This is a genomic window from Pseudomonas sp. MWU12-2037 (assembly GCF_023242345.1).
Lineage (GTDB): Bacteria > Pseudomonadota > Gammaproteobacteria > Pseudomonadales > Pseudomonadaceae > Aquipseudomonas > Aquipseudomonas gingeri_D.
Genome location: NZ_JALLIZ010000020.1, coordinates 46,311 through 66,786, shown reverse-complemented (window position 1 = coordinate 66,786; position 20,476 = coordinate 46,311). Strand labels below are relative to the sequence as shown.

Sequence of the window (20,476 nt, the reverse complement as noted above, 5' to 3'; positions counted from 1 at the left end):
CCCCTATCTCAACCGATTGCGTAAGGCCGCCACGACACTGAAGGTCTGGTTGCGCACTTTGCTGGTGGGGTCCTGCAAGGTCAGGGTCAGACGCACGCTACGGATCAGCGCCGGGTTGCTCGGGGTCGTCGAGTAACTGGAGGCCACGGTATCGAGCGGGGTCCTGGCCATGCCGAAGAGCACGCTGAAGGCGTTCACATTGTTGATCAGTGCCTGGGCGCCGAGATAGATCTGGTTGGTCTTGAAGGTGTAGGCCACTTGCCGAACTGGAATGGCGATCTGCCCTACTGCCGGCGCAACCACTCCGTCATTTGCCGTGGAGAGCACCAGGCAGTCGGACAGCACCGTCCAGTTCTGCCCGATGCCGTTCCCACCGACATCCGCAGTGACCAGGGTCAGGATATTGTTGGCGCTGTCCCAGGTGATCGGGTTCGCCATCGCCGTGGTGTAGGTCTTCGAAGCACTCGAGTCCGCCACGGTGCCCACGCACCCGATCATGCCCACCATACGAATTTCCTGGAGCATCTTGCTCAGCACGAAACGGGCGTCCTCCTGCATCGCCGCGGAAGCCGTCTGACTGGTGTAGGTGGACTTGGCCGCAACAAAAATCTGGATGATACCGGCGGTCACCACCAGCCCCAGGGTCAGGGCAATCATGAGTTCGATCAGGCCGAAGCCTCTGGACTGATTTTTCATGTTCCGGTCCATACAGTGGCGATCTGACTGACCAGGGTATAGGTGATGCTCGCGGTGCCCGCGCTAGTGTTCCCGGCCGCCGTATTGGCCGCATTGGCCGCTCGCGAGTCATCCCAGGTGATGCTGATAGTGACCACACCGCCGGTGATCGAAACCGACCGCTGTGTCGAGCCACCCAGGTTCGTGACATTGTTAGCGAAGTCGGATAGATCCTGGTCACGCACACTGGATATGGTGGTCGGCGCGGCGGTCTGGGCGGCCAATTGGTAATCCGCACCAGGATTCGAGCACGGGCTGAACGACGCATTCGAGCAAGGATTGGCGCGGATACGATCGAGCAGGTCATAGGCAATGAAACTGGCCTGGGTGCTCGTCGTCGAACTGTCGGTGTACCTCAGGGCGTTGAGTTGCAGTGCCGCAGCCCCAAGCAGACCTACGGCCAGGACCAGCATGGCAACCAGGACCTCGATCAGGGTCACCCCGGCCTGATGATGACGCTTCATGGGCAACTCCCATTGAGCGCGATCCGTCCCGTGAGACAGACGCTGAGGGTATTGGTATAGGCACCCTCGACAAACGAAAGGGTCACCGCCGTCGCCGGGGAAACCAGGGCCCCGAGGTTGTTGAACTCGATAAAGGTGACCGTGCTGGCCGTCATCGTCGAGGTGCTCGACATGGCCGGCACCACCCGCAATACGGTCGTACGCAAATTGTTCGCGGTGGTCGCGCCCATGGTGGTGCTCTGCCCGCTCGTCCAGTCGCTCCCGGCTCCGCTCGAGGGGCCGATACGCACATTCACGCCGCGGTTGATGGCTTCAAGGCGGGTGTAGTTCAACGCGCGTTGCAGGTCGCTCGCCTCGGAATCTGCGCGAGACTTCTGGATGCTGCTGGTAAAGGAAGGCGCAGCAATAGCTGTCAGGATCGCCAGCACGGCGATCGCGACCATCATCTCAACCAAGGTAAACCCTTTGGTACCTTGAAACATATACGCACTCCCCCAGCCAGTGCTCTGGACTATAACTAGCCTTACCGTCCGAACCACCCGGCGACAGGATATACGGTTGTTTTGGATGGACCAGTGCACATGGACCGTGCAATGAAAATAAACAGGGAGGTGTTCGACATGCCGCAGCGTGGCCTGAGCCTGATTCAACTATTGATAGGACTGAGCCTGATCGCCCTGCTCGCGCATCTGGCCTTGCCGTCCTTCCGGGAAACCGTCGATGCCCACCGCCGGCAGATCTCGGCCGAGGAACTGATCAGCGGCCTGCGCACCGCCAGGACCGAAGCGATCCTGCGCCAGCGCGATGTGGTGATCCATGCGCTGGAAGAAGATTGGAGTCGAGGCTGGCGGATCATTGTCGACCGCAGCGGACAAGGTCACTTGGATCCGGACAACCCGGTGCTGGTTGAACGACGTAGCGACGGACTGACACCGATCAAAGGCAACCGATGGCTCGAGCAGTTTGTCCGCTTCACCCCTCTCGGTTCGCTCAACCCGCAAAACGGTGCCTCGATGGGCGGCACACTGCATATCTGCGCCAGGGACCAGCCGGTCAGCCACCATCAGGTGATCCTGGCAGCAACCGGTCGGATCAGGCTCGAAAAAAGAGCAATACCCGAGGCACTCTGCGCCTCCCCGGGCTTACAGCAAGGAGCGAACGCGTAGTTCCTTGGGCATGGAGAAGGTCACATTCTCCTCACGCCCGGCCAACTCGTCGGCACCGGTCGCCCCCCAGGCCTGGAGCTGCTGGATCACGCCACGCACCAGCACTTCCGGTGCCGAAGCCCCGGCGGTGATGCCGATCCGCTCGACACCGTCGAACCAGCTGCGCTGCAGGTCTTCGGCACCGTCGATCAGGTAGGCCGGCGTCGACATGCGCTCGGCCAGCTCGCGCAGGCGATTGGAGTTGGAGCTGTTCGGGCTGCCCACCACCAACACCACATCGCATTCGTCCGCCAGTTGCTTGACCGCGTCCTGGCGGTTCTGCGTGGCGTAGCAAATGTCGTCCTTGCGCGGCCCACCAATGGCCGGGAAGCGCAACCGCAGGGCATCGATCACGCGGCTGGTGTCGTCCATGGACAAGGTGGTCTGGGTCACGAACGCCAGTTTTTCCGGGTTGCGCACCTGCAAGGCGGCGACGTCTTTCTCGTCCTCCACCAGGTAGATCGAACCGCCATTGGCGTCGTCGTACTGGCCCATGGTGCCTTCGACTTCCGGGTGGCCCGCATGGCCGATCAGGATGCATTCACGACCGTCGCGGCTGTAGCGCGCCACTTCGATATGCACCTTGGTCACCAGCGGGCAGGTCGCGTCGAACACCTTCAGGCCACGACCCGAGGCTTCCGTGCGCACGGCCTGGGAAACGCCGTGGGCACTGAAGATCACGATCACGTCATCCGGGACCTGCTCCAACTCTTCGACGAAGATGGCGCCACGGGCGCGCAGGTCTTCGACGACAAATTTGTTGTGAACCACTTCATGGCGCACGTAGATCGGCGGGCCGAAGACTTCCAGGGCCCGGTTGACGATTTCGATCGCCCGGTCCACGCCGGCGCAGAAGCCACGGGGGTTGGCGAGTTTGATATGCATGCTGTGCCTCGTGTCTTGCGCGCAAGGGGAAATATTAAAGCGCCTTGACCTCGATGATCTCGACATCGAAGGTCAGGGTCTTGCCCGCCAGCGGGTGGTTGAAGTCAACGGTCACCTGGGCGTCGTCGAACGTCTTCACCACACCTGGCAGCTCGGTGTTGGCCGCATCGTTGAAGATCACCAGCAAACCTTCCGACAGCTCCATGTCCTGGAACTGCGAACGCGGGATGACCTGCACATTCTGCGGGTTCGGCTGGCCGAAGGCATTTTCCGGGGCCACGGTCAGGTTACGCTTGTCACCGGCCTTGAAGCCGAACAACGCCACCTCGAAGCCCGGCAGCAGGTTGCCGTCGCCGACCTTGAAGGTCGCCGGGGCCTTGTCGAACGTGCTGTCGACGGTGTCGCCGTTTTCCAGGCGCAAGGCGAAATGCAAGGTGACCTGGGTGTTCTGACCGATGCGTTGCTCAGCCACTGCGTGTTCAGTCATGAACGGGTTCTCCGGACTTTTTACTCTTGAACATATCCAGCGCCAGCATCACCGCGCCGACGCTGATGGCGCTGTCGGCAAAGTTGAACGCCGGGAAGTACCAGCGGTTCTGCCAGTGCACCAGGACGAAATCGATCACGTGACCCAGGGCCATGCGGTCATACAGGTTGCCCAGGGCACCGCCGAGCACCAGGGCCAGCGCAATCGCCAGCCAGGTTTCGTTGCGTCCCAGGCGCTTGAGCCAGACCACCAGTACCGCGCTGACCACCAGCGCGATCAGCGCGAACAGCCAGCGCTGCCAGCCGGAGCTTTCAGCCAGGAAGCTGAAGGCCGCGCCGGTGTTGTAGGCCAGGGTCCAGCTGAAGTAATCGGGGATGATCACGATCTGCTGGTACAGGGACAGCGAGCTTGCGAAGTGAAGCTTGCTGACCTGGTCGATGACCAGGACCAGCACGCTCAACCACAGCCAGCCCAGGCGGCCGAAACGGCCGGCACTGGTATTAGGCATAGTGGCGCACCTCGCCTTCGCCGCTGATATTGTCCACGCAACGACCGCAGATTTCCGGATGCTCCGGGTTGACCCCGACATCCTCGCGGTGATGCCAGCAACGGCCGCACTTGGCATGGGCGGACTTGACCACCTTGAGCTTGAGCCCGGCGACTTCGGTGACCACCGCATCCGCCGGAGCCAGCGCCAATGGCGCAACGGTCGCGGTGGAGGTGATCAGGACAAAACGCAGTTCGTTGCTCAGCTTGCCCAGGTCGGCCACCAGGGCCTCTTCGGCGAACAGGGTCACTTCGGCCTGCAGGTTGCCGCCGATGGCCTTGGCCGCCCGCAGGTTTTCCATCTCCTTGTTGACCGCGACCTTGACCGCCATGATCCGCTCCCAGTAGGCGCGGTCCAGCTCGAAGCCTTCCGGCAGCTCGCTGAGGCCTTCATACCAGGTATTCAGCATGACCGACTCGTTGCGCTCGCCCGGCAGGTACTGCCACAGCTCGTCGGCGGTGAAGGCCAGGATCGGCGCGATCCAGCGCACCAGCGCCTCGCTGATGTGGTACAACGCGGTCTGGCAGGAACGCCGGGCCTTGCTGTTGGCGCCGGTGGTGTACTGGCGATCCTTGATGATGTCGAGGTAGAAACCGCCCAGTTCCTGCACGCAGAAGTTGTGTACCTTGGAGTAGACGTTCCAGAAACGGTATTCGCCGTAGTGCAGTTCCAGCTCCCGTTGCAGCAACAACGCGCGGTCCACGGCCCAACGGTCCAGGGCGAGCATCTCGTCGGCCGGCAACAGGTCGGTGGCCGGGTTGAAACCGCTCAGGTTGGAGAGCAGGAAACGCGCGGTGTTGCGGATCCGCCGGTAGGCGTCGGCGCTGCGTTGCAGGATCTGGTCGGAGACCGCCATCTCGCCCGAGTAATCGGTCGAGGCGACCCACAGGCGCATGATGTCGGCACCCAGGGTGTCGTTGACTTTCTGCGGCGCGATCACGTTGCCCAACGACTTGGACATCTTGCGACCGGCCTCGTCGACGGTGAAACCGTGGGTCAGCAGTTCGCGGTAAGGCGCGTGGTTGTCGATGGCGCAACCGGTCAGCAAGGACGAGTGGAACCAGCCGCGATGCTGGTCCGAGCCTTCCAGGTAGAGGTCGGCCCGTGGACCGCTCTCATGGCCCATCGGGTGCGAACCGCGCAGCACGTGCCAGTGGGTGGTGCCGGAATCGAACCAGACGTCGAGGGTGTCGCTGATCTTGTCGTACAGCGGCGCTTCGTCGCCCAGCAACTCGGCGGCGTCCATCTTGAACCAGGCCTCGATGCCTTCGACTTCGACGCGCTGGGCCACCTGCTCCATCAGCTCGGCGGTACGCGGGTGCAGCTCGCCGCTTTCCTTGTTGAGGAAGAACGGGATCGGCACACCCCAGTTGCGCTGGCGGGAGATGCACCAGTCCGGACGGTTGGCGATCATCGAGTGCAGGCGCGCCTGGCCCCAGGCCGGGACGAACTGGGTCTCTTCGATGGCCTTGAGCGCGCGCTCACGCAGGGTATCGCCGGCCACCGGGGCCTTGTCCATGCCGATAAACCACTGCGCGGTGGCGCGGTAGATCAGCGGGGTCTTGTGGCGCCAGCAATGCATGTAGCTGTGGCTGATGGTTTCGGTATGCAACAGCGAGCCGACTTCGCTCAGCTTGTCGACGATGCCCGCGTTAGCCTTGAAGATAAACTGGCCGCCGAAGAACTCCAGGGACTCGGCATACACGCCGTTGCTCTGCACCGGGTTGAGGATCTCATCGTTGACCATGCCGTACTGCTTGCAGATCTTGAAGTCGTCCTCGCCGTAGGCCGGGGAGCAGTGAACGATACCGGTACCGGCACTCAGTTCGACGTAGTCGGCCAGGTACACCGGCGACAGACGGTCATAGAACGGGTGACGGAAGTTGATCAGTTCCAGGGCTTCGCCCTTGGCAATGGCCAGTACCGAGCCTTCGAGTTTGTAGCGCGCCAGGCACGATTCGACCAGCTCTTCAGCCAGTACCAGCAGGCGGTCACCGACATCCACCAGGGCGTAGTTGAATTCCGGGTGGACGTTCAGCGCCTGGTTGGCCGGGATGGTCCACGGGGTGGTGGTCCAGATCACGATCGCCGCCGGCTTGGCCAGGGACGGCAGGCCGAACGCGGCGGCCAGCTTGTCCTGGTCGGCAATCGGGAAGGCCACGTCGATGGTCGAGGACTTCTTGTCCTGATATTCGACTTCGGCTTCAGCCAGGGCCGAACCGCAATCGAAGCACCAGTTCACCGGCTTGAGGCCCTTGAACACGAAACCGCCCTTGACGATTTCGGCGAGTGCGCGGATTTCACCGGCCTCGTTCTTGAAGTCCATGGTCTTGTAGGGGTTGGCGAAGTCGCCGAGCACACCCAGGCGGATAAATTCGGACTTCTGCCCTTCGATCTGCTCGGTGGCGTAGGCACGGCACAGTTCGCGGGTCTTGTCCGCGCCCAGGTTCTTGCCATGGGTCACTTCGACCTTGTGTTCGATCGGCAGGCCATGACAGTCCCAACCCGGCACATAAGGGGCATCGAAGCCGGCCAGGGTCTTGGAACGGATGATCATGTCCTTGAGAATCTTGTTCAGCGCATGACCGATGTGGATCGTGCCGTTGGCATACGGAGGACCGTCGTGAAGAACGAACTTCGGACGATCCTTGCCAATCTCGCGCAACTTCCCGTACAGGCCAATGCTGTCCCAGCGCTGCAGAATCTGCGGTTCGCGCTGTGGCAGGCCGGCCTTCATTGGGAAGGCGGTGTCCGGAAGGTTAAGCGTGGCTTTGTAGTCGGTCATTTCAGGCTCTTTTTAAGCGGTGAACCCTGCCAGTGGGCACGGGCGGCGGCGACGTCCGCATTGATCGCCGTCTTGAGCGCCTCCAGGGAGGCGAATCGCTGCTCATCGCGCAGCTTGTGGTGGAAAACCACGGTCAAACGCCGGTCATACAGATCACCGGTAAAATCCAGCAGGTGCACTTCCAGGTGAGCGCTGCCATCACCTGAAACCGTGGGCCGCACGCCGATATTGGCGACGCCCGGCCACGGCTGGCCGTCGATCTCGACGCTGACCAGGTAAACCCCGGTCAACGGCACGCGACGGCGCTTGAGCTGCACGTTGGCGGTCGGCGTGCCCAGTTGGCGCGCCAGCTTCTGGCCATGCAGCACCCGTCCGGCAATCCGGAACGGGCGACCGAGCAAGCGCTCGGCCAAGGCGAAGTCAGCCGCCGCCAGGGCATTACGTACCTGGGTGCTGCTGACCCGCAGGCCATCGAGCTCGACGGTCTGCGCCGCCTCGACGGTGAAACCCCGGGCGCTGCCCGCCTGTTGCAGGAACTCGAAATCGCCGACGCGATCACAGCCGAAGCGGAAATCGTCGCCGACCTCCAGATGCTGCACGCCGAGACCGTCCACCAGGATGGTATCGACGAACTCGGCGGCGCTGAGTTTGCTCAGGCGCTGGTTGAAGGCCAGGCACAGGACCCGGTCGACGCCCTCGGCGGCCAGCAGTTTCAGCTTGTCGCGCAAGCGCGCCAGACGTGCCGGCGCGGTGTCCGGAGCAAAGAATTCACGGGGCTGCGGCTCGAAAATCACCACGCAGCTGGGTACACCCAACTCCAGCGCACGCTCACGCAGTCGGGCCAGGATAGCCTGGTGACCACGGTGAACACCGTCAAAGTTGCCAATGGTGGCGACGCAGCCCCGATGCCGGGGGCGCAGGTTGTGAAGGCCTCGAACCAGCTGCATAACGCGCTTCTTGCTCATAAAGTGGTCGATTATAACCACACCCGACGGCCGACGACAGGCAACAGCAGCACCCAAATCGATCGAACCGACAAAACTCTCTTGCGTGACACCCTCTCGGGGGCACCCCGAGCTACGTCAATGATTTGCGATTGAAATGCCGCAAACGCAGCCCCATCGCCGCCAGCATGGCGAAATAGGCCAGCACACCGGCCACCACCAACCCACCCAAACGCAGGAAACGCTCGAACATGTGCCCCTGGTCCCAGGCCGGCATGATGTGCATCAACCCCAGCAATACCGCCGACATCACCGCCACCGCCAGCACCAGCTTCAGCAGATAGACGCCCCAGCCCGGCTGCGGCACAAAGAGTTGTTGCTTGCGCAATTGCCAGAACAGCAGCCCGGCATTGATACAAGCCCCGGCGCTGATCGCCAGCGCCAGCCCGGCATGGGCCAATGGCCCGATAAAGACCAGGTTGAGCAGTTGCGTGACCGTCAGGGTGAAAATCGCGATTTTCACCGGCGTGCGAATGTTCTGCTGCGCGTAGAAGCCCGGCGCCAGCACCTTGATCATGATGATGCCCAGCAAGCCCAGGGAGTAGGCCACCAGCGCACGCTGGGTCATGGAGGCATCAAAGGCACTGAACTGGCCGTACTGGAACAGCGCCACCGTCAGCGGCTCGGAGAGAATCGCCAGCGCCAGGGAGCACGGCAGCACCAGCACGAAGCACAGGCGCAGGCCCCAGTCGAGAATCCGCGAATACTCGTGGCGGTCCTTGCTGGCATAGGTTTTCGACAGGATCGGCAACAGGATGGTGCCCAGGGCCACACCGAGCACCCCGGACGGCAACTCCATCAAGCGGTCGGCGTAGTACATCCAGGACACCGAGCCCGCCACCAGGAAAGAGGCGAAGATGGTGTTGATGATCAGCGAGATCTGGCTCACCGAAACGCCGAGAATCGCCGGCAGCATCTGCTTCATTACCCGCCAGACACCGGCGTCACGCAGACTCAGCCGTGGCAGCACCAGCATGCCGACCTTTTTCAGGCTCGGCAGTTGGTAGAGCAGTTGGGCCAGGCCACCGGCCAGCACCGCCCAACCCAGGGCCATGACCGGCGGGTCAAAGTACGGCGTCAGGAACAGGGCAAAAATGATCATGCTCACGTTCAGCAGCGTCGGCACGAAGGCCGGCACCGAAAAACGGTTCCAGGTATTGAGGATCGCCCCCGCCAGGGAGGACAGCGAGATCAGCAATATATAAGGGAACGTCACCCGCAGCAGGTCGGAGGTCAGCTTGAACTTCTCCGGTGTGTCGGTGAAACCCGGGGCCGTGGCCCAGATCACCCAGGGCGCGGCGACCATGCCCAGCACCGTCACCAACGCCAGCACCAGGGTCAGCAGGCCGCTGACATAGGCGATAAAGGTTCGGGTCGCCTCCTCGCCCTGCTGGCTCTTGTATTCCGCCAGGATCGGCACGAAAGCTTGGGAAAACGCGCCCTCGGCAAAGATCCGCCGCAGCAGGTTGGGCAGTTTGAAGGCAATAAAGAAGGCATCGGTGGCCATTCCGGCCCCGAAGATACGCGCGATAATCGTATCGCGAACGAAGCCCAGAACCCGGGAAATCATCGTGATAGAGCTGACGGCAGCCAACGATTTGAGCAGATTCATTAAAAGAGTGTGCGCCTTTGGAGAAAGAGCAGGCGAACAAAGCGCCCAGTTGTGCGATACTCCGCGCCGCAACAGCACAGAGCCAAAGCTCGCGAGTTTACAGGTCAGGCGCCGGAAATAAATCACCCGTCACTTCAAGATCGACCACTCAGCGGAACGCATCACCCGCCCTTGACAAGACCTCAACTCATCGGCATGATTCGCGGCCTATTTTGTTTGCTATTTCCTAAAAAGTCTTTCGAGGAGCTCGACGGTGGCCAACACACCTTCCGCCAAAAAACGTGCAAAACAGGCTGAGAAGCGTCGCAGCCACAACGCCAGCCTGCGTTCCATGGTTCGTACCTACATCAAGAATGTGGTTAAAGCCATCGACGCAAAAGACGCTGCCAAAGCTCAAGCCGCTTATGTTCTGGCTGTTCCTGTTATCGACCGTATGGCCGATAAAGGCATCATCCACAAGAACAAGGCCGCTCGTCACAAGGGTCGTTTGAACGGCCACATCAAGGCTCTGAACCTTGCTGCTGCAGCCTAAGCGACACGCTTGTTAAAAAACCGACCCTAGGGTCGGTTTTTTATTGCCTGCAATTCCGACACCCCTTACAGAAAATCACACCAATCTGTAGGAGCAGGGCTTGCCCGCGAAGAGGCCCTCAAGATCGCCAAAAGCTTCGCGGCGGTGCGGCGCCCCGACAAGCCCTGCTCCTAGAGGTTCGCGTTCAACGTCAGAACCAGGCAACACAATTGCCGCCCCAATACCTTACTGATGCGGCCAAGGCAGGATCGGAATCGCCGTCACCGCATTCTGCGGGCTACCTTCGATCAAGCGGTCGCTATAGACCAGATACACCAGGGTATTGCGCTTCTTGTCGAGGAATCGCACCACCTGCATGGTCTTGAACACCAGCGAGGTGCGCTCCTTGAACACCTCCTCGCCATCCTTCAACTCACCACTGAAACGAATCGGCCCGACCTGACGACAGGCCAACGATGCCTCGGCACGATCCTCGGCCAACCCCAAACCACCTTTCAAGCCGCCGGTCTTGGCCCGGGACAGGTAGCAGGTCACGCCCTCGACCTTGGGATCATCAAACGCCTCGACCACGATACGATCGTTCGGCCCGACAAACTTGAAGACCGTCGACACCTGACCAATCTCTTCCGCCGACGCCAGCAATGGCATCGCCAGCAGCAATCCCAACAATCCCTTTGCGATACCCATAGCCCTCTCCCTCAATCCATCACACCAGAATCAGGTTATCGCGGTGAACCAGTTCAGGCTCCGCCATATACCCCAGCACACCGACAATCGCATCCGACGGCTGGCCGATAATTTTCTGCGCCTCAAGCGCACTGTAGTTCGCCAGCCCACGAGCGATCTCACGACCGTCCGACGCCACGCACACCACCATCTCACCACGCCGGAAGCTGCCCTGGACCAGCTTCACGCCCACCGGCAGCAAACTCTTGTGATCCCGCGCCAACGCATTCACCGCGCCGTCATCGAGCACCAGCGTGCCACGGGTCTGCAGATGCCCGGCCAACCACTGCTTGCGCGCCGCCAGCATGCCACGCTCAGGCGACAGCAAGGTGCCGATGCGCTCGCCCGCCTTCAGGCGATCCAGCACCCGCTCCAGGCGCCCGCCGACAATGATCGTGTGCGCCCCGGAACGCGCCGCCAACCGCGCCGCGCGCAGCTTGGTCTGCATACCGCCACGCCCCAGCGCACCGCCAGTACCACCCGCCACCGCATCCAAGGCCGGATCATCGGCTCGGGCTTCATAAATCAACTGGGCATCGGGATTGTTGCGCGGATCAGCGTCGAACATGCCATCGCGATCCGTGAGAATCACCAGCAGGTCCGCCTCCACCAGGTTGGCCACCAGCGCCGCCAGGGTGTCGTTGTCGCCAAAACGGATTTCATCGGTGACCACGGTGTCGTTCTCATTGATCACCGGGATGACCTTGAGCTCCACCAGCGCCCGCAAGGTGCTGCGCGCATTGAGGTAGCGCTTGCGGTCGGACAGATCGTCATGGGTCAGCAGGATCTGCGCGGTATGCCGGCCATGCTCGGCAAAGCTCGATTCCCAGGCCTGCACCAGGCCCATCTGACCAATGGCGGCGGCGGCCTGCAACTCGTGCATGGCCGTCGGTCGCACCGTCCAACCCAGACGACTCATACCCGCCGCCACCGCACCGGAAGACACCAGCACCAGCTCGACGCCCGCCTCATGCAACGCCACCATCTGCTCGACCCAGACCCCCATTGCGGCGCGATCCAGACCCTTGCCGTCCGCCGTCAGCAGTGCGCTGCCGATCTTCACGACCCAACGCTGCGCACCTGTCACCTTGCTCCGCATCATCTTTCAACCTTGGCTTGCGGGCAGCACGACCGAGCACTGCCCATGCGATTGTTCAGGGTAGCCGGTTCCCAGAAACCAGAACGCCGCTCGAATGAGCGGCGCCAGGTGGAACAGGCTGATGACGATGATAACACCGCCACCCGTCAGATAGACCGCCCGCTCACCCTCGAGCAGCGGCCAATCCGCACAACATGCGGCAACATCAGTCGCGCACGTAGATGATTTCCGGGCCATCTTCGTCATCGACATCTTCTTCGTCCCAGTCATCGTCGCCGATGTCGTGGACGCTCTTGACGCCGCTGCGGCGCAGGGCACGCTGGTCATCCAGGGCCTGCAACTGGGCACGCGCCTCATCTTCGATGCGCTGATCGAGATCACGCAGCTCGTCGGCATAGGCCGGGTCATTGGCCAGACGATCGAGACGATCTTCCAGGTAGCGCATGATGTCGCGGGTCAGGCGCTCGGTCCCTTCCTTGGCAATCGCCGAGATCACATAGACCGGACCGGTCCATTGCAGACGCTCGACCACTTCCTTGACCCGCTCCTCATGCTCTTCCTCGAGGATCTGGTCGCACTTGTTCAGCACCAGCCAGCGATCACGCTCAGCCAGGGACGGGCTGAACTTGGTCAGCTCGTTGACGATCACTTCCGCGGCATCCGGCGCACTGCTGTCATCCAGCGGCGCCATGTCGACGAGGTGCAGCAGCAAACGCGTGCGCGCCAAGTGCTTGAGGAAGCGAATCCCCAGGCCGGCACCGGCCGAAGCACCTTCGATCAACCCCGGAATGTCAGCAATGACAAAGCTCTTCCAGCGGTCGACGCTGACCACGCCCAGGTTCGGCACCAGGGTGGTGAACGGATAATCCGCCACCTTCGGCTTGGCGGCCGAGACCGAACGGATAAAGGTACTTTTACCGGCGTTCGGCAAGCCCAGCAGGCCGACATCCGCCAACACCTTCATTTCCAGCTTGAGGTCGCGCTGCTCGCCCGGCTTGCCCGGCGTAGTCTGGCGCGGCGCACGGTTGGTGCTGGATTTGAAACGACTGTTGCCCAGGCCGTGCCAGCCGCCATGAACCACCAGCAGACGCTGACCAGCCTTGACCAGGTCACCGATGACTTCCTGGGTGGCGGAATCGATCACCGTGGTGCCGACCGGCACGCGCAACTCCAGATCCTCGCCCTTCTTGCCGGTGCAGTCGGTGCTGCCGCCATTGGAACCGCGCTCGGCATCGAAGTGCCGGGTATAGCGATAATCCACCAGGGTATTGAGGTTTTCGTCGGCAACCATATAGATCGAGCCGCCGTCACCACCGTCACCGCCGTTGGGACCGCCGTTTTCGATGAATTTTTCCCGACGGAAACTCATGCAACCGTTGCCGCCGTCGCCAGCTTTTACGCGAATCGATACTTCATCAACGAACTTCATAACACACGCCTCTCGCCACCAGGACGAGCCGAAAAAATCACAAATACAAGTATAAGACCCTTGCAAAGATGAGCGCGGCGACTCAGGTTTTGCCCGAAACCTGCCTGCGCAACGATCATGCTGCGTTAAAAATAGCCTCGGAATGCTCATTTAGCGGACTAAAATGCGCTTCCTCGGCTGTTTTTACCTTGCCTGATCGCCGCTCGGCGAGCTTTCGAACAAACCCGCTCAACGACTGAAAAATCCAGCGCCGACAGCCCATACAAACAGCTTTGCAAGAGACTCACCCCACAAACGAAAAAGCCCCGTCGCAAGACGGGGCTTCTCCAGCATTCTCGCGATTAAGCCGCGATGATGCTCACGTAACGGCGGTTGAACGCGCCTTTTACTTCAAACTTGATCACGCCTTCGACTTTAGCGAAGAGAGTGTGATCTTTACCCATGCCAACGCCGTAACCGGCGTGGAATTGGGTGCCGCGCTGACGCACGATGATGTTGCCCGCTTTGATAGCCTGGCCGCCATACATCTTCACGCCAAGGCGTTTGGCTTCTGAGTCGCGACCGTTACGGGTACTACCACCAGCTTTTTTGTGTGCCATGAGTTCAATTCTCCAAAAAGGGGATTAGGCTGAAATTAAGCCTGAATACCGGTGATTTTGATCTCGGTGTACCACTGACGGTGGCCCATACGCTTCATGTGGTGCTTACGACGACGGAACTTGATGATGCGGACTTTATCGTGACGACCTTGGGAGATCACTTCAGCCACAACGGTAGCGCCCGCAACAACTGGAGCGCCGATGTTCACGTCATCGCCATTGGCGACCAACAGAACGCGATCAAAGGTAACGGATTCGCCGGTGGCGATTTCCAGTTTCTCGATCTTCAGGTATTCACCTGGAGCGACTTTGTACTGCTTGCCGCCGGTAACGATTACTGCGTAAGACATGGTATTTCTCCGATAATCCTGCTCACCCAGCGCTTTATAGGTAAAGGTATTGGCTGGCATGGCTGCATGGGGCTGGAACGGCCCAGATGCAATTGCGTAAGGCAGGTGCTGCCCAGGAAGTTCAGGGTGCGCGATTGTACGCAAGCCATCTGGCCATTGCAAGCCCGTAGACCGCGTACCTTGACAGCACAGACCCCCCGCCCTAGCATGCCGCGCAACCCTTCTGGAGCGACTCCCGCTGATGCAACCCCAAGCTTTCTACCGCGCGGTGGCGGACGATTTTAGCGCCGTCGACGGCATCATCAAGAAGCAGTTGACTTCCCGGGTGCCGCTGGTCTCGAAAATCGGCGATTACATCACCTCGGCCGGGGGCAAACGCCTGCGTCCTTTATTGGTGTTGCTGTGTGGCAAGGCCCTGGGCCGCGAAGGCGACGACCTGCGCCTGCTCGCCGCCACCATCGAGTTCCTGCATACCGCCACCCTGCTGCACGACGACGTGGTCGACATGTCCGGCATGCGCCGTGGCCGCTCCACCGCCAATGCCATGTGGGGCAACGCCCCGAGTGTGCTGGTGGGCGACTTCCTGTACTCGCGCTCCTTCGAAATGATGGTCGAGCTGGGCTCGATGCCGGTGATGAAGATTCTTTCACAGGCCACCCGCATCATCGCCGAAGGCGAAGTGTTGCAGCTGTCCAAGGTCCGCGACGCCAGCACCACTGAAGAAACCTATATGGAAGTCATCCGCGGCAAGACCGCGATGCTCTTCGAAGCCTCGACCCACAGCGCCGCGGCCCTGTGCCAGGCCACGCCGGAGCAGACCGAAGCGCTGCGCACCTTTGGCGACCACCTGGGTGTTGCGTTCCAGTTGGTGGACGACCTGCTGGACTACAAAGGCGATGCCGAGACCCTGGGCAAGAACGTCGGCGACGACCTGGCCGAAGGCAAGCCGACCCTGCCGTTGATCTACACCATGCGCGAAGGCACGCCGGAACAGGCGGCCCTGGTGCGCCAGGCAATCCAGAAAGGCGGCATCGAAGACCTGGAAAGCATTCGCGAAGCCGTACAGGCCTCCGGCTCCCTGGACTACACCGCGCAACTGGCCCGCGACTACGTGGCACGGGCGATTGCCTGCCTGGAAGCGCTGCCGGCGAGCGAATACCGCGATGCCCTGGTGGAACTGAGCGAGTTTGCGGTCGCCCGTACTCACTGATCCCCCCCCCTGCAAGCACCGCCTGTGGGAGCGGAGCTTGCCCGCGAAGACGCCAGTAAGGCCACCAAAAGCTTCGCGGGCAAGCTCCGCTCCCACAGTTTCCAGTCACCGCTGCTACACCTCCACCGATAAAAACCCTATATAATGTGCGCTTTTCGCCTTCCCGAAACCGAGGAACCTTAGTGAGCACGTTGCCACCCTGCCCGAAATGCAATTCCGAATTCACCTACGAAGACGGCACCCAACTGGTCTGCCCCGAATGCGCCCATGAGTGGTCTGCCGGCGGCGAAGCCGAAGCCACCAGCGACGACACCGTGAAAAAGGACTCCGTGGGCAACGTCCTGCAAGACGGCGACACCATCACCGTGATCAAGGACCTGAAGGTCAAGGGCACCTCCCTGGTGGTCAAGGTCGGCACCAAGGTCAAGAACATCCGCCTGTGCGATGGCGACCACGACATCGACTGCAAGATCGACGGCATCGGCCCGATGAAACTCAAGTCCGAGTTCGTCCGGAAGGTCTGAAGCCCCCCTCCTCTGTAGGAGCCGGCTTGCCGGCGATAGCGGCCGACCAGGCGATGCAAGGCTTGCGGCCCCATCGCCGGCAAGCCGGCTCCTACAAAGGTCCGCGCCAACCCTGGCTGCCGGGACCAGGATTACGCCAGCCGCCATCCCCGCCTTCGTTGACCTCAGACAAATCCCCCTACAGAAAATCCAACTATCGGCCAATAGGCACTTGCTATTCCTTGAATAAGAATTATTCTCATTGAAACCCATCAAGGAGATGAGACCATGACTTATTTGATCGATGCCTGGCTGGACCGCCCACACCCTTACCTGCGCATCCTGCATCGGGAAACGGGGGAAGTCTGTGCGGTACTGGAAGAAGAAGCCTTGAACGAGCTGCAGGACCAGGGCGACCTGGACGTCAGCGGCTTGAGTTCCAGCGAGCCGCTGGTGCTCAAGGAACTGGTGCGTAACCTGTTTCTGTTCTGCTATGCGCGGGCGTTGCGCCCGAGTGGGGAGCCGGATGCCAAGATCCAGTTATGACGCGCCTATCCCTGCCGACACCGTACTGTAGGAGCGTGGCTTGCCCGCGAAGCTTTTGGCAATATTGACGGCCTCTTCGCGGGCAAGCCCTGCTCCTACAGTACAGCGGTGACAGCAGTCGCGCGGTACTTACAGAACGTCGAGCAGCTCGACATCGAACACCAGTACGCTGTGCGGCGGAATGCCACCGACGCCCTGGGCGCCATAAGCCAGCTCGCTCGGCACGTACAGACGCCATTTGCTACCGGCATTCATCAGTTGCAGTGCCTCGGTCCAGCCGGCGATCACGCCACCGACCGGGAATTCGGCTGGCTGGCCGCGCTCGTAGGAGCTGTCGAACACGGTGCCGTCGATCAGGGTGCCGTGGTAGTGAGTACGCACGGTGTCCTCACGGGATGGCTTGGCGCCCTCGCCCTGGGTCAGCACTTCGAACTGCAGGCCGGAAGCCAGGGTGGTGATGCCTTCGCGCTTGGCGTTTTCCGCCAGGAATTCCAGACCGGCACCCGCCGCGGCTTCAGCCTTGGCAGCGGCTTCGGCCTGCATGACTTCGCGGATCACTTTGAAGCTGGCGGACAGCTCTTCCTGGCCCACGCGGCTTGGCTGGCCGTGGAAAGCGTCGGTCAGGCCGGTCAGGATCGCATCGAGACTTACGCCCGGCGGCGGGTTATCACGCAGTTGGTCACCCAACTGACGGCCGATACCGTAGCTGACGCGGGTTTCGTCGGTGGACAGATTTACTTCGGACATAACACTGCTCCGCTGTGGGCTGCGACGGGAAACACCTGTCGAACAAGGTATTGCCCCACGCACCCGGAACCAAAAAGGGCCAGCAGACTAGCACACAAGCACAGCGGGGTCAGTGCTTGGTCAGCTTGTCCAGGTAGCCCATGGCAAAGGCCGACACGACAAAGGTCATGTGGATGATCACATACCATTGCAGGTGCACCGGGTCGACGTTCTTGGCATCCATGAACACCCGCAGCAGGTGAATCGAGGAAATCGCCACGATCGACGCCGCCACCTTCATCTTCAACGACGTGGAGTCCATCTTGCCCAACCAACTGAGCTTTTCCTTGCCCTCATCGATGTCCATCTGCGACACGAAGTTCTCGTAGCCGGAAATCATCACCATCACCAGCAGGCCACCCACCAGCGCCATGTCGATCAGCGACAGCAGCACCAGGATCAGGTCGGCCTCGGCCATGGCAAAGACGTTGGGGATGACGTGAAACACTTCCTGGAAGAACTTCAGCGCCAGGGCCAGCAGGCCCAGGGACAGTCCGAGGTAAATCGGTGCCAGCAGCCAGCGCGAGGCATACATCGTATTTTCGATAAAACGTTCCATGGATCTCATACCAACTGAAAATGGCCGCGAGTATACCAGCGCCAAAACCCGAGGGAAAAAGCCCTCCACAGGCGCTCGTTCAACATCGGGACAGCTGCGCCAGGGCGATTTTCTGCTAGTGTCGGCATCAATGACATCGCGTGTGCACTGTGTACAGGAAAACTGAACAATGGATTTGCGACTTCCCCTGGCTTGCCTCGGGCTATCGGTGGCTCTGCTGATGAGCGGCTGCTCCCCCAAAGACAAGCCACACCAAGCCAGCCTCGAGGAAAGGACCGCACAGTTCGAAAAAACCCTCGACACCCTGCAAGACCCCAAGCTCAAGGATGCCGTGGCCGACCTCGGCGGCTCCCTGCTGTTGCTCGAACGGGCCCGCCTGCGCCTGCGGGACAAGCCCATCGAAACCGAATACAGCGACGATGCCCTGGCGTTGCTCAAGCACTACCCCAGCCCCCAGGCCCTGGCCGACACCTATATCAACGGCCTCTTCGTGTTGCGCAAAACCGCCAGTTCCGACTACCTGACCGACCTGCAGCCGATCTTTCCGTTCAGCTTCAACTACCCCACCGAATTCCCGTTTCCCCATGCACTGGAATGGCAGTCGGTGACCCTGAGCAACAAACAGGTGATCCCCTTCCAGCCTGAATGGTCGGAAACCGATCCCGGGATACAGCTGAGCCCCTCCAGCTCGAACATGACCAACCCCGACGACCTGACGATCACCTATCCGTATGTCGAAGGCCAGGAAGTCGATCCGAAAAAACAGCCGCAACCCCTGACCCTGCACGGCAAGGTCGAAGTGATCGCCCCAAGCAAGGTAGTGACCTTCAACCTGACCCGCCAGGACGTCGGCAAACTGCAAAGCCGCGACAACGTCAGCCTCACCCTGGTATCGCTGGACAAGAACAATGCCGAAATCGAACTGAGCGGTAACGCCGTGCAGGCGCCCCAGGTCGGCGACACCCCGCTCAACCCACTGATCGTCCAGGCCATGGACAACACCGGGCAATTTCTCTCCCGTGCCGGCGCCATCAACGAAAACACCGCGCAGATTGCCTTCTACCAGCAGCAACTGGACGAAATGCTCAAACAGAAGAGCTGGAGCGACACCTTCGAGAAAAAACTCGACAGCGAGCAAAAGGCCTTCGAGGCGAAGCAGACCAGCCACTACACCCGGGTCTACTTCAACGGCATGATCGACAAGCTGGAAATCAGCGTGATGGACTTTTCCGGGGCGACGGTCGACCGCAAGGAGCTGGACCTGCCGGTACGCCAGTTCGACAACACCACCAGCAAGGATATCCAGCCGTTGCCCATGCCGGTGGTGGTCTACGACGACAAGGCGTCGAGCTATCTCAAGGACGCCAACCTGGACGCCGAGAAGCTGAAAAAAAGCGTGATCATCAGTCAGTCGGTGGACGATGCCAGCGCGGCGAACATCGAGTTCGACCACCCCAAGACCTTCAACGACGAGTTGCTTGGCACGCCCACCGCCCCCGGCGGCAGTCCGGTGACCTTCTTCACCGAAGACGAACAAGGCAAGCGCGGCGAGCCCCTGGAGTTGCCTAACGAGGCCTTCGAGGTCAATCCGCTGGACGGTACCATCACCTACGACCTGAACCTGTTCCCGGAAACGCCGGCCTATGCCGTCGGCTCGATGCCGTTGTTCCTGGCCGATATCCAGAAAAACACCCTCGACGCCCACCAGTTGCCAGCCGGCCTGGAGCTCAAGGGCAACGCCCTGATCGTCGACCAGAAGCGCTTCCCTGCCGAGTCCTGGCGCTTCTACGCCAAGGACGACAGCGGCAACTACCTCAAGGAAATCCTCGCCACCAGCCATAGCGACAAGGCTGATTCGCCGCCGGTCTATGACGTCCACTACTTCTACGGGCAGCCGACCCAGCTGGAAAGCTACCAGCGCACGGCCTTGAACACCGTCGAGTACGGTTTCGAGGTCAAGCTCGACAAGGCCCAGGTTTCAGGCCCCGCCGAATGATCGTGGGCTGGCGCCTAGTGTTCCAGGCCCCGGCCTCGCGTGCCGTTGATCTCCCGTAGCTGGGCCTGCAAATGCAGGCTCCAGATCTGCGGATCCTCGGCCAGCTGATAGCCATGCAAGGTCAGGCTTTCGACAATCGACTCAAGGATGGATTCGGCCACGACCGGGCCATGGAACGGACCCTGGGCCTTGATGGCCGAGGGTTGTTCGCCGGCCATTCCGGCGGCGAACAGGAGGGTCCACATTCCGTTATCGCCGGCAATCGGGCGAATACTGCATTCGATACGGGTCACGAGACCCAGGCATTGGCGGGTGAGACAAAGGTTGCGCGGCATGGCGGCGACCCTCGGTAGATCCTGTCTTCAGCCTCCGGGGGGAGGTTGCATCGGTCCAGTGACTACAGTGGAGGTCCTTGCC

General features: G+C 61.1%; 24 protein-coding genes. 6 read left to right on the top strand and 18 right to left on the bottom strand.

What is annotated here, in order from left to right:
* Window positions 1–3 precede the first annotated feature (3 nt).
* From M5B42_RS26750 to M5B42_RS26740, 3 genes are read right to left on the bottom strand one after another with little or no spacing between them, the layout of a single operon-like run.
* On the bottom strand, window positions 4–696 hold the full coding sequence (locus tag M5B42_RS26750) for a prepilin-type N-terminal cleavage/methylation domain-containing protein (protein ID WP_248747491.1): 693 nt from the start codon (window positions 694–696) through the stop codon (window positions 4–6).
* A complete protein-coding gene (gene pilV / locus M5B42_RS26745; protein WP_178130024.1) occupies window positions 693–1,205 on the bottom strand; it encodes a type IV pilus modification protein PilV in 513 nt (170 codons plus the stop codon). The genes M5B42_RS26750 and pilV overlap by 4 nt, the downstream gene beginning before the upstream one ends.
* Window positions 1,196–1,681, bottom strand: a complete 486-nt coding sequence (locus tag M5B42_RS26740) for a GspH/FimT family pseudopilin (protein WP_248747490.1) — start codon at window positions 1,679–1,681, stop codon at window positions 1,196–1,198. The genes pilV and M5B42_RS26740 overlap by 10 nt, the downstream gene beginning before the upstream one ends.
* 111 nt (window positions 1,682–1,792) lie before the next feature.
* Here M5B42_RS26740 and M5B42_RS26735 point away from each other — a divergent pair, with 111 nt between their 5' ends.
* Window positions 1,793–2,365, top strand: a complete 573-nt coding sequence (locus M5B42_RS26735; RefSeq protein ID WP_248747489.1) for a GspH/FimT family protein — start codon at window positions 1,793–1,795, stop codon at window positions 2,363–2,365.
* Here M5B42_RS26735 and ispH read toward each other — a convergent pair.
* The 6 genes from ispH to murJ all read right to left on the bottom strand — a co-directional run bounded on the left by ispH (window position 2,342) and on the right by murJ (window position 9,724).
* Complete coding sequence (gene ispH, locus M5B42_RS26730; protein WP_152742083.1) at window positions 2,342–3,289, bottom strand: 4-hydroxy-3-methylbut-2-enyl diphosphate reductase; 948 nt, start codon at window positions 3,287–3,289, stop codon at window positions 2,342–2,344. The genes M5B42_RS26735 and ispH overlap by 24 nt on opposite strands.
* Before the next feature lie 34 nt (window positions 3,290–3,323).
* Window positions 3,324–3,761: an FKBP-type peptidyl-prolyl cis-trans isomerase gene (gene fkpB / locus M5B42_RS26725; RefSeq protein ID WP_177099610.1), complete on the bottom strand. Its 438-nt coding sequence runs from the start codon at window positions 3,759–3,761 to the stop codon at window positions 3,324–3,326.
* A 7-nt stretch (window positions 3,762–3,768) separates the two neighbouring features.
* Window positions 3,769–4,284, bottom strand: a complete 516-nt coding sequence (gene lspA, locus M5B42_RS26720) for a signal peptidase II (protein ID WP_103498804.1) — start codon at window positions 4,282–4,284, stop codon at window positions 3,769–3,771.
* On the bottom strand, window positions 4,277–7,108 hold the full coding sequence (gene ileS / locus M5B42_RS26715) for an isoleucine--tRNA ligase (protein WP_177099345.1): 2,832 nt from the start codon (window positions 7,106–7,108) through the stop codon (window positions 4,277–4,279). The genes lspA and ileS overlap by 8 nt, the downstream gene beginning before the upstream one ends.
* Window positions 7,105–8,055, bottom strand: coding sequence for a bifunctional riboflavin kinase/FAD synthetase (gene ribF / locus M5B42_RS26710; RefSeq protein ID WP_152742086.1), 951 nt, complete (start codon window positions 8,053–8,055; stop codon window positions 7,105–7,107). The genes ileS and ribF overlap by 4 nt, the downstream gene beginning before the upstream one ends.
* Window positions 8,056–8,185: 130 nt before the next feature.
* Window positions 8,186–9,724, bottom strand: coding sequence for a murein biosynthesis integral membrane protein MurJ (murJ, locus tag M5B42_RS26705; RefSeq protein ID WP_248747488.1), 1,539 nt, complete (start codon window positions 9,722–9,724; stop codon window positions 8,186–8,188).
* A 253-nt stretch (window positions 9,725–9,977) separates the two neighbouring features.
* Between murJ and rpsT the strand changes: the two genes are divergently transcribed.
* Window positions 9,978–10,256 (top strand): 30S ribosomal protein S20, encoded by a 279-nt coding sequence (gene rpsT, locus M5B42_RS26700; RefSeq protein WP_016967023.1) that lies wholly within the window; start codon window positions 9,978–9,980, stop codon window positions 10,254–10,256.
* A 225-nt stretch (window positions 10,257–10,481) separates the two neighbouring features.
* Here rpsT and M5B42_RS26695 read toward each other — a convergent pair whose 3' ends face one another.
* The 6 genes from M5B42_RS26695 to rplU form a co-directional block, all read right to left on the bottom strand.
* Window positions 10,482–10,943: a CreA family protein gene (locus M5B42_RS26695; RefSeq protein ID WP_177096025.1), complete on the bottom strand. Its 462-nt coding sequence runs from the start codon at window positions 10,941–10,943 to the stop codon at window positions 10,482–10,484.
* Between the two features lie 19 nt (window positions 10,944–10,962).
* Window positions 10,963–12,081: a glutamate 5-kinase gene (gene proB / locus M5B42_RS26690; RefSeq protein ID WP_103498812.1), complete on the bottom strand. Its 1,119-nt coding sequence runs from the start codon at window positions 12,079–12,081 to the stop codon at window positions 10,963–10,965.
* A gap of 6 nt (window positions 12,082–12,087) precedes the next feature.
* A complete protein-coding gene (locus M5B42_RS26685) occupies window positions 12,088–12,327 on the bottom strand; it encodes a hypothetical protein (RefSeq protein WP_248747487.1) in 240 nt (79 codons plus the stop codon).
* Window positions 12,287–13,510 (bottom strand): Obg family GTPase CgtA, encoded by a 1,224-nt coding sequence (gene cgtA / locus M5B42_RS26680; protein ID WP_248747486.1) that lies wholly within the window; start codon window positions 13,508–13,510, stop codon window positions 12,287–12,289. Before cgtA ends, M5B42_RS26685 begins: the two co-directional genes overlap by 41 nt.
* Window positions 13,511–13,851: 341 nt before the next feature.
* Window positions 13,852–14,109: a 50S ribosomal protein L27 gene (gene rpmA / locus M5B42_RS26675; protein WP_100941438.1), complete on the bottom strand. Its 258-nt coding sequence runs from the start codon at window positions 14,107–14,109 to the stop codon at window positions 13,852–13,854.
* 35 nt (window positions 14,110–14,144) lie between these two features.
* The gene (gene rplU, locus M5B42_RS26670) at window positions 14,145–14,459 is read right to left on the bottom strand and encodes a 50S ribosomal protein L21 (RefSeq protein WP_003176051.1); all 315 of its coding nucleotides are present in this window, start codon (window positions 14,457–14,459) and stop codon (window positions 14,145–14,147) included.
* A 241-nt stretch (window positions 14,460–14,700) separates the two neighbouring features.
* On the opposite strand from rplU, the gene M5B42_RS26665 reads away from it, so the two are divergent.
* From M5B42_RS26665 to M5B42_RS26655, 3 genes are all read left to right on the top strand, one after another.
* Window positions 14,701–15,669 carry a polyprenyl synthetase family protein gene (locus M5B42_RS26665; protein WP_100941439.1) on the top strand — a complete coding sequence of 323 codons (969 nt, stop codon included), beginning with the start codon at window positions 14,701–14,703 and terminating at the stop codon, window positions 15,667–15,669.
* Window positions 15,670–15,851: 182 nt separating this feature from the next.
* Complete coding sequence (locus M5B42_RS26660) at window positions 15,852–16,193, top strand: zinc ribbon domain-containing protein YjdM (RefSeq protein ID WP_103497047.1); 342 nt, start codon at window positions 15,852–15,854, stop codon at window positions 16,191–16,193.
* 267 nt (window positions 16,194–16,460) lie between these two features.
* Window positions 16,461–16,718, top strand: coding sequence for a hypothetical protein (locus M5B42_RS26655; RefSeq protein ID WP_103497048.1), 258 nt, complete (start codon window positions 16,461–16,463; stop codon window positions 16,716–16,718).
* Window positions 16,719–16,847: 129 nt separating this feature from the next.
* Here M5B42_RS26655 and M5B42_RS26650 read toward each other — a convergent pair whose 3' ends face one another.
* Both M5B42_RS26650 and M5B42_RS26645 read right to left on the bottom strand, forming a co-directional pair.
* On the bottom strand, window positions 16,848–17,465 hold the full coding sequence (locus M5B42_RS26650; protein WP_103497049.1) for an FKBP-type peptidyl-prolyl cis-trans isomerase: 618 nt from the start codon (window positions 17,463–17,465) through the stop codon (window positions 16,848–16,850).
* 109 nt (window positions 17,466–17,574) lie between these two features.
* Window positions 17,575–18,063 (bottom strand): TIGR00645 family protein, encoded by a 489-nt coding sequence (locus M5B42_RS26645; RefSeq protein WP_103497050.1) that lies wholly within the window; start codon window positions 18,061–18,063, stop codon window positions 17,575–17,577.
* 169 nt (window positions 18,064–18,232) lie between these two features.
* On the opposite strand from M5B42_RS26645, the gene M5B42_RS26640 reads away from it, so the two are divergent.
* Window positions 18,233–20,059: a hypothetical protein gene (locus tag M5B42_RS26640; RefSeq protein WP_248747485.1), complete on the top strand. Its 1,827-nt coding sequence runs from the start codon at window positions 18,233–18,235 to the stop codon at window positions 20,057–20,059.
* A 14-nt stretch (window positions 20,060–20,073) separates the two neighbouring features.
* On the opposite strand, the gene M5B42_RS26635 is transcribed toward M5B42_RS26640, so the two are convergent.
* Complete coding sequence (locus tag M5B42_RS26635; protein WP_103497052.1) at window positions 20,074–20,394, bottom strand: hypothetical protein; 321 nt, start codon at window positions 20,392–20,394, stop codon at window positions 20,074–20,076.
* Between the last annotated feature and the right edge of the window lie 82 nt (window positions 20,395–20,476).

Excerpts from the sequence above, each read along its gene's own strand:
- M5B42_RS26635 (WP_103497052.1), bottom strand. The coding sequence starts at position 20,394 with ATGCCGCGCAACCTTTGTCTCACCCGCCAATGCCTGGGTCTCGTGACC.
- M5B42_RS26665 (WP_100941439.1), top strand. The coding sequence starts at position 14,701 with ATGCAACCCCAAGCTTTCTACCGCGCGGTGGCGGACGATTTTAGCGCC.
- rpmA (WP_100941438.1), bottom strand. The coding sequence starts at position 14,109 with ATGGCACACAAAAAAGCTGGTGGTAGTACCCGTAACGGTCGCGACTCA.
- M5B42_RS26640 (WP_248747485.1), top strand. The coding sequence starts at position 18,233 with ATGGATTTGCGACTTCCCCTGGCTTGCCTCGGGCTATCGGTGGCTCTG.
- proB (WP_103498812.1), bottom strand. The coding sequence starts at position 12,081 with ATGCGGAGCAAGGTGACAGGTGCGCAGCGTTGGGTCGTGAAGATCGGC.
- lspA (WP_103498804.1), bottom strand. The coding sequence starts at position 4,284 with ATGCCTAATACCAGTGCCGGCCGTTTCGGCCGCCTGGGCTGGCTGTGG.
- M5B42_RS26740 (WP_248747490.1), bottom strand. The coding sequence starts at position 1,681 with ATGTTTCAAGGTACCAAAGGGTTTACCTTGGTTGAGATGATGGTCGCG.
- M5B42_RS26695 (WP_177096025.1), bottom strand. The coding sequence starts at position 10,943 with ATGGGTATCGCAAAGGGATTGTTGGGATTGCTGCTGGCGATGCCATTG.
- M5B42_RS26645 (WP_103497050.1), bottom strand. The coding sequence starts at position 18,063 with ATGGAACGTTTTATCGAAAATACGATGTATGCCTCGCGCTGGCTGCTG.
- ispH (WP_152742083.1), bottom strand. The coding sequence starts at position 3,289 with ATGCATATCAAACTCGCCAACCCCCGTGGCTTCTGCGCCGGCGTGGAC.
- ileS (WP_177099345.1), bottom strand. The coding sequence starts at position 7,108 with ATGACCGACTACAAAGCCACGCTTAACCTTCCGGACACCGCCTTCCCA.
- ribF (WP_152742086.1), bottom strand. The coding sequence starts at position 8,055 with ATGCAGCTGGTTCGAGGCCTTCACAACCTGCGCCCCCGGCATCGGGGC.
- M5B42_RS26750 (WP_248747491.1), bottom strand. The coding sequence starts at position 696 with ATGAAAAATCAGTCCAGAGGCTTCGGCCTGATCGAACTCATGATTGCC.
- M5B42_RS26655 (WP_103497048.1), top strand. The coding sequence starts at position 16,461 with ATGACTTATTTGATCGATGCCTGGCTGGACCGCCCACACCCTTACCTG.
- rplU (WP_003176051.1), bottom strand. The coding sequence starts at position 14,459 with ATGTCTTACGCAGTAATCGTTACCGGCGGCAAGCAGTACAAAGTCGCT.
- cgtA (WP_248747486.1), bottom strand. The coding sequence starts at position 13,510 with ATGAAGTTCGTTGATGAAGTATCGATTCGCGTAAAAGCTGGCGACGGC.
- M5B42_RS26735 (WP_248747489.1), top strand. The coding sequence starts at position 1,793 with ATGAAAATAAACAGGGAGGTGTTCGACATGCCGCAGCGTGGCCTGAGC.
- M5B42_RS26650 (WP_103497049.1), bottom strand. The coding sequence starts at position 17,465 with ATGTCCGAAGTAAATCTGTCCACCGACGAAACCCGCGTCAGCTACGGT.
- murJ (WP_248747488.1), bottom strand. The coding sequence starts at position 9,724 with ATGAATCTGCTCAAATCGTTGGCTGCCGTCAGCTCTATCACGATGATT.
- M5B42_RS26685 (WP_248747487.1), bottom strand. The coding sequence starts at position 12,327 with ATGACGAAGATGGCCCGGAAATCATCTACGTGCGCGACTGATGTTGCC.